At 72.5% G+C, this 6,424-nt stretch carries 6 protein-coding genes; 3 read left to right on the top strand and 3 right to left on the bottom strand.

Going from position 1 to position 6,424, the window contains the following annotated elements:
* A partial coding sequence (locus ND748_RS22135; protein ID WP_251747900.1) for a chorismate-binding protein occupies positions 1–1,309 on the bottom strand: 1,309 nt, incomplete at its 3' end.
* Between the two features lie 376 nt (positions 1,310–1,685).
* Here ND748_RS22135 and ND748_RS22130 point away from each other — a divergent pair.
* Positions 1,686–2,771 carry an LLM class flavin-dependent oxidoreductase gene (locus ND748_RS22130; RefSeq protein ID WP_251747899.1) on the top strand — a complete coding sequence of 362 codons (1,086 nt, stop codon included), beginning with the start codon at positions 1,686–1,688 and terminating at the stop codon, positions 2,769–2,771.
* 294 nt (positions 2,772–3,065) lie between these two features.
* Here the strand turns inward: ND748_RS22130 and ND748_RS22125 are convergent, their stop codons facing one another.
* Positions 3,066–3,980, bottom strand: coding sequence for a TIGR03619 family F420-dependent LLM class oxidoreductase (locus ND748_RS22125; protein ID WP_251747898.1), 915 nt, complete (start codon positions 3,978–3,980; stop codon positions 3,066–3,068).
* 92 nt (positions 3,981–4,072) lie between these two features.
* Between ND748_RS22125 and ND748_RS22120 the strand changes: the two genes are divergently transcribed.
* Positions 4,073–4,705 carry an MFS transporter gene (locus ND748_RS22120; protein WP_308205695.1) on the top strand — a complete coding sequence of 211 codons (633 nt, stop codon included), beginning with the start codon at positions 4,073–4,075 and terminating at the stop codon, positions 4,703–4,705.
* Positions 4,706–4,752: 47 nt separating this feature from the next.
* Here ND748_RS22120 and ND748_RS22115 read toward each other — a convergent pair whose 3' ends face one another.
* Positions 4,753–5,139: a RidA family protein gene (locus ND748_RS22115; protein ID WP_251747896.1), complete on the bottom strand. Its 387-nt coding sequence runs from the start codon at positions 5,137–5,139 to the stop codon at positions 4,753–4,755.
* 876 nt (positions 5,140–6,015) lie between these two features.
* Here ND748_RS22115 and ND748_RS22110 point away from each other — a divergent pair.
* Positions 6,016–6,424 (top strand): acyl carrier protein (locus ND748_RS22110; RefSeq protein ID WP_251747895.1); only part of this gene is annotated, 409 nt, incomplete at its 3' end.

The following is a 6,424-nucleotide window of genomic DNA, read 5'->3' as shown; positions in this document are numbered from 1 at the left end:
CGTGCGGACCGCGGGGTGCGGACTGGCCGAGGCCCGGCCGCGAGTCAGGGGCGTCGTGGTCGGAGGCGTCGTGGTCGGGGCCGTCGTGGCTGGGGGCGTCGCGCTCGGGGAACGGGGAGCTGGTGGGCAGGGGGCCGGCGGGTGGGCGCAGGCCGAGGGCGGCGAGGATGCCGGCGGCCTTGGTGTAGGTCTCGGCGACCTCGCCGGCGGCGGTGGAGTGGCGGACCAGCGTCGCCCCGACGGGCACCCGCAGTCGCCCGTCGGGGGTGATCTCCGCCGTGCGGATGAGAATCGGGGCGTCGAGCGTCTGACGGCCGGCCTCGTCGCGTCCGAGCAGGGCGCACACCCCGCCGTAGTAGCGCCGTCCCCGGCGTTCGTGGCGGGCGATGACCCGCAGGGCGTTGTCCAGCGGGCTGCCGGTGACGGTCGGGGCGAACATCGTCTCGCGCAGCACGTCGCGCACGTCGGCGTCGCCGCGGCCGGCGAGCAGGTACTCGGTGTGCACGAGGTGGGACATCTGCTTGAGCTGCGGCCCGATGACCTCGCCGCCGCGCTCGGCGACCCGGGCCATCATCTTCAGCTCCTCGTCGAGCACCATGTACAGCTCGTCGATCTCCTTGGGATCGGCGAGGAAACGCAGCAACGCCGCCGGGTCCGGGCCGGTGGCGGGCAGCCGGTGGGTGCCGCTGATCGGGTTCATCATCACGACCCCGTCGTCGACGCTGACGTGCCGCTCCGGCGTGGCCCCGACCAGCGTCCGGGTCCCGGTGTGGACGAGGAACGTCCAGTAGGCGCCGCGCTCGCCGAGCAGCAGGCGGCGCAGCGCGGCGAGCCCGGCGACCAGCGGCGGGGTGTCGAGGGCGGCGGTGTAGACGCGGTGGATGACGAAGTTCGCGCCCTCGCCGCGGCCGATTTCCTCCCGCAGCACCGTGGAGACTGTCTCGGCGTACTGCTCGTCGCTGAGGTCGAAGTGCCCGCCGCGGGCGGTGACGGCACGGTCGGGCAGCGCGGCGAGGGCCGCCGCGAGCGGGATCCGAACGTGGTCGTCGACGCGCAGGCATTCCAGCGGCATCGCGTCGTCGACGCAGGTCAGGCCGCGTTCGGTGAGCTGGCGGTAGGGCACGAGGGCGAGCGTGCGCGGCCCGGCGGCCCCTGCGGCGGGCAGGGGGAGGTCGGCGAGCCGGTCGACGACGTCGAGTTCGCCGCGCAGCACGTCGAGATGATCGGCGCCCTCGCGGCGCAGCAGCGCGAACGGACCGGGTTCGCCACCGGCGCCGACGGTGGCGAGCAGAGAACGGAGCAGATCCATGATCAGGGCCTCGTGGGGTCGGGCGGTCGTCGGGGCCGACGGCCGTCCCTCGCCGTGTCGAGGTGACGATGGCGGCCGCCGGGGTGGGCGGCCGCGTGCGTGGACTACGCGCGCTGGGTGCGGACCGCCGATGTGGCGGCCCACCAGAGACTCCGGCGCGCAGGCATGCGGTCACTCTAGCGCACCGCCGGCCTCGGTCCGCGCGGCGAGCGTGGTCCCCGGTTGCCTCGCGGGCCCGCCGGCTGGATCTCGTCCTGGCAGCGTTCCTGGGTCTGGCAGCGTTCCTGGGTCTGGCAGAGTTTCTGGGTCTGGCGGCGTTCCTGCACCCGGCGGCGTGGATGTGGCGTTCGGGCCAAAACCCACCTGACCGATCGGTATGCTGAGGACCGTGAAGTTCGTCGTGCTTTCGCTGATCGTCAACGCTCCGGACCCGCACACGGGCGTGACGATGAGCCAGCACGACAAGCTCGCCAGCGTCCTGGACCAGGCGGCTCTGGTCGAACAGCTCGGCTACGACGCCTACCAGATCGGCGAGCGGCACGGCGCACCGTTCCTGTGCTCGTCGCCGGCGGTGCTGCTGACCGCGGTCGCCGCCCGCACCAGCCGGGTCCGCCTGCTCACCGGGGTCACCGTGCTGAGCATCCACGACCCCGTGAAGGTGGCCGAGGAGTACGCGCTGCTCGACCACATCAGCGGCGGCCGGCTCGACCTCGTCATCGCGAAGGGCAACCACGCGCCGCACTACTCGATCTTCGGGCTCGACCCGGCCGAGCAGTGGGACGTGCTCGCGGAGAAGTACGAGCTGCTGCGCCTGCTGTGGTCGCAGGAGAGCGTGACCTGGTCCGGGCGATACCGGGAGCCCATCGTCGACCTGACGACCCAGCCGCGCCCCTACCAGCCGACGATTCGGGTCTGGCACGGCAGCGCGACGAGCCGGCAGACGACGGAGCTGGCCGCGAAGCACGGCGACCCGCTGTACTCGGCCAACGGGTTCTTCAGGGTGGCCCAGTACCAGGATCTCATCGACCACTACCGCCAGCGCTGGGCCGAGCACGGCCATCCCGGGGAGCCCCTGGTCGGCAGCGGCTTCCCGGCCCTGCTGATCCGCAGGACCTCGCAGGAGGCCCTGGAGGCGTACCGGCCGTTCTGGAACGCCCAGCGCGCCACCCCCGCGGCCAAGCACAACAACTCGCCGTTCTGGGAGCTGGAGGAGTTCATCGAGCAGGGCTCGGCCCTCGTCGGCAGCCCGCAGCAGGTCCTCGACAAGATCCACCGATTCACCGAGCTCCACGGCCAGCAGCTCACCGGCATCGGCGTCGACTCCCTGCCGATCGCCTGGCAGCGCGAACAGCTCGAATGGTTCGCCACCGACATCGCCCCCGAGCTGCGCCGCGCCCACCCCGACACGCTCTGGTCACCGGAACCTGCCGCCGCCTCGTCCCCTGCCGCGTCGCCGGCCTGATTTCGAGCTCCCCCGGGGCTCCTCGCCGAGGTGCGAACGCCACGTTCGGACCTTCGTCGATTGTGGTGAGGGGGCTGCGGTGCGCTGGGTACACCGAACGCACCGCAGTGAGAACCGTTCGTTCCTGGTCCTGGTTCCTGGGCCTGCGGCTGGCCAACCGGCGGTTCACCGACGTCGACCATCTCGCGGACCTGGTCCGCCGCGGCCTGCACCGGGTCCAACGCCACCCACCTGCTCGACGGCACAGGCCTGGCCTTGAAACCAGCTGGATCGACCGACATCACGCATGGAAGCTCAGTAGCGGGCGGACGGACCGTCGAGTTTGGGCATGATTTCTTCGGCCAGCCAGTCCAACGCGTCGTTCATGGCCGCGCCGTCGATCGGCATCCACAGTGAACTCACGGTGAGCCCCACCTCCCGGAGCCGGTTGAGGTCGTCCAGCACGCTCTCGGCGCTGGGCGACGAGCCGCCGAGCAGCGCGCCAGGGGCCTGACCCACCTGCCGCAGGCCCGGCGGCACCAGGTAGTTCACCGAGGTCAGCGGGAGGGTCGCTGGGTCGCGGCCGAACTGGTCGCCGAACGCCGTCAACCGTTGCCGGATCCTGGTGACGGCCACGTGGTCGCCGCCCGAGCCGTGCCAGGCGGCACCGAAGCGAAGTGCCCGGCGTAGACCGGCGTCGCTGTGTCCGCCGACCCAGATCGGTGGACCGCCCGGTGTCCTGACCGGTACGCAGACGCCGGCACGTCGCAGGGTGGTGAACCTGCCCTGGTAATCGACGTGTTCCCGGCTCCACATCGTGGTCATGACCTCCAGGTACTCGTCGGTGCGTGCACCCCGTTCACCGAACGGCACCCCGACCGCCGCGAACTCGGCAGCGTCCCAACCGACACCGACGCCGAGCAGGAGACGGCCGGCGGACAACACGTCGAGCGAGGCGACCTGGTTGGCCAGTACCACCGGATGGTAGTAGGGCAGCACGAGCACGCCGGTGAGCACCCTGATCCGGGTGGTTGCGGCCGCCACGGCAGCGAGGAAGACCAGCGGGTCCATGTCGTGGCTGGCCACGTCGAGCTGGCCCCGGAGAACGTGGCTGCCGACCCGGATGTGGTGGAAGCCGAGCGTGTCCGCCCGGCGTGCTGCGCTCAGGGCCCGTGCGCCGTCGTTGTCGCCGTTCGGCCAGGTGGGGTGGAGCGACACGCCCAGTTCCATGGAGCTGCTCCCAGATGTGGTGGATTCCGGCCCGGTCACATCAAGCGGGTGGTACCTCGAATACGTTAGGGAACGATCCCTAACTTGATACCATCGTATGTCTCGGGTGGGCCGGCTGGGCTGGTGCTCTCGGTGGTCGCTCCATCCGGGCACGCCAGCCCGGCCGGCTGCCGGCGTCTCGCGCCGGGAGGCATACCCACCTGTTCGTCGTCTCGCCGCTGCTGCCGGTGTGGCGGGCCCGGTTCGACGTCTCGCTGCGCACCGCCGGCCTGAGTGTGACCGTGTTCGCCGTCGCCTACGTGCTGGCGGCGCCCGCCTGGGGGCGCCGGGCCGCGTCGGCCTCGCCGCAGCACGTTCTGACCCTCGCGCTCGCCGGGTTCTGCGCGTTCAACCTGCTGACGGCGTTCGCCCCGGACTTCGGGGTGCTGCTGGCGGCCCGGGTCGGCGCGGGCCTGTTCGTCTCCGGCGCCACCGCGACCGTGTTCACTCTGGTCGGCGTGAGCGCGCCCCGCGGCCGGCGGGCGTCCTGGCTCGGCGTCGCCACCTCCGGATTGCTGTCCGCGCTGTGGGCCGGCGCGCCGCTGGGCAGTCTCATCGCCCGGCACACGAGCTGGCGGGCCGTCTTCGTCGGGCTGTCCGTGCTGGCGATGGGCATCATGGCCGCCAGCCGGCGAGTATGGCCGGTGGGGGGCGCGGCCCGCGTGGGCGCAGATCCACCCGTCTGAAGGTCCACCTGCCTGTGGCGCGCCGGTGGGGTCGCGCAGGGGTCAGGTCAGCCGAGGGCGGCGGTGGCCTCGATCTCGACGAGGGCCTCCGGGCGGCCGAGGCTGGCGACCCGCAGGACCGTGACGGCCGTGGGATGGGTCCCCCACACCGCGCCGGTCGCCGCGTACGCCTCGGCGGGATCGACCTCCGCGGCGAGGTAGATGTTCAACCGGGCAACGTGCTCGGGCCCCGCTCCGGCGGCGGCGAGCAGCGTGAGGACGTTGCGCAGCGCCTGGGCGGTCTGCTCGGCGATCCCACCGGTGATGACGCCGTCGCGGTCGGTGCCGTTCTGGCCGCCGATGTAGAGGGTCCGGCCCGCCTCGGCCACCGTCGCCTGCGAGTAGGCGGGCGAGGAGTGCAGCTCGGGTGGGTTGAGGTGGGTGACGGTGCCCATCGGGCTCGCTCCTTCGTCGGGGACGAGGTATCGGTCGCGGACACCCGAGGCCGCCGGATCGGGCCGGTACAGACACCTGCACCGAGGGTTCCTTCGGGCGTGGTCCTCACAACTATGCCCACCCGTATGCCCACCCGCGAGGGACGGTCCCGGCGATCTCAGGCTGGCCGCTGCGGCTCGCGGTGTGCCTTGCGGTGTTCCCTGCGGTGCGTAGTGCACGGTTTTTGGGCTCGAACCGTGCAGAACGCACCGCGATCCGCACCGCAATTCGCATCGCCTTGGTGGTGGGGGGAGTCGGCTGGGGGGAGGGGCGCCGGCTGGGGGGAGCGGCGTCGGCTCGGGGGGAGGAAGCCAGGTCCGGGGTGTGGCGGGCGCCCCCGCGGCGGGGCGATCGGGCGTGAGCGTGCAGACACCCTGCTCCCGGCCGCTGCCGCCACCTGCACAGATGGCGGCCTGGCTCGGACCGGCATGGCCCGATCGCGCCAGGGTCATTTGTCGTAATTCGACCGCGTCGGGCACGATTCCACCATGCGTCCAAGGTGATCAACTCTCGGGTGCCGGCACCTGAGTCGTCCGACCGGAACAGCGAGCCATCGCACGGGCACCTGTGGATGGCTGCCCGGTCCGACCTCGTGCCGGTCGCCCGCGTCGACGTCCGCGTGGCCGCGCGGACGCACCGGATTGGCCCCGGTCCACCGGGACGCAGTCTCCATCTCTGTGCTGCACACCGGCGGCTGGCGCGTCGCCTCAGCGCGGGCACGGACCCCTGTCCGTGCCCGTCGCGCCCGCGCGCCGGTTGTCCGCTGGCCACGTGCGGGCGCAGGCAACCGTCGCCGAATGATCGTTGCCCTGTTCCTGAGCAAGGTGGGAGTTCGCATGCGCGATTTGGGCCAGACCCTCGGACGATCCCCGCGCGCGGCGGGCGAGTCGGCCGAGGCGTGGCGGGCCCGGCTGGCCGGCCGGTCGGCGGACGCCCAGCGTGAGCTGCTGCTCGACCTGATCGTGGCCCAGGCCGCCGCGGTTACCGGCCCGAGCGCTGGCGTCGTCGATCGGGGGGCGCCGTGGCGCGCCCTCGGGATCTACCGCCACATCGCCGAGCGGCTGCGGGCAGCGCTGGCCGAGCAGACGGGGCTGCGCCTGTCTGCCACCCTGTTCTTCGACCGGCCGACGCCGCAGGCCCTCGCGGACCATCTGCGCCGCGAACTGCTCGGGATCGGCGACGAGATCACCGCCGTGACGCCGGCGGCGGGACCAGCGGCGGGACCGGCGGCGGTCGGGGCCGCGG

Origin of the sequence: Frankia sp. AiPs1 (assembly GCF_023716945.1) — a bacterium.
Classification (GTDB): Bacteria; Actinomycetota; Actinomycetes; order Frankiales; family Frankiaceae; genus Frankia.
The sequence above is the reverse complement of the archived record's forward strand: the minus strand, read 5'-3'. Positions and strand labels throughout refer to the sequence as shown.

Coding starts and splice junctions, on each gene's coding strand:
- ND748_RS22130 (WP_251747899.1), top strand. CDS start 1,686: ATGCTGAGGACCGTGAAGTTCGTCGTGCTTTCGCTGATCGTCAACGCT.
- ND748_RS22125 (WP_251747898.1), bottom strand. CDS start 3,980: ATGGAACTGGGCGTGTCGCTCCACCCCACCTGGCCGAACGGCGACAAC.
- ND748_RS22115 (WP_251747896.1), bottom strand. CDS start 5,139: ATGGGCACCGTCACCCACCTCAACCCACCCGAGCTGCACTCCTCGCCC.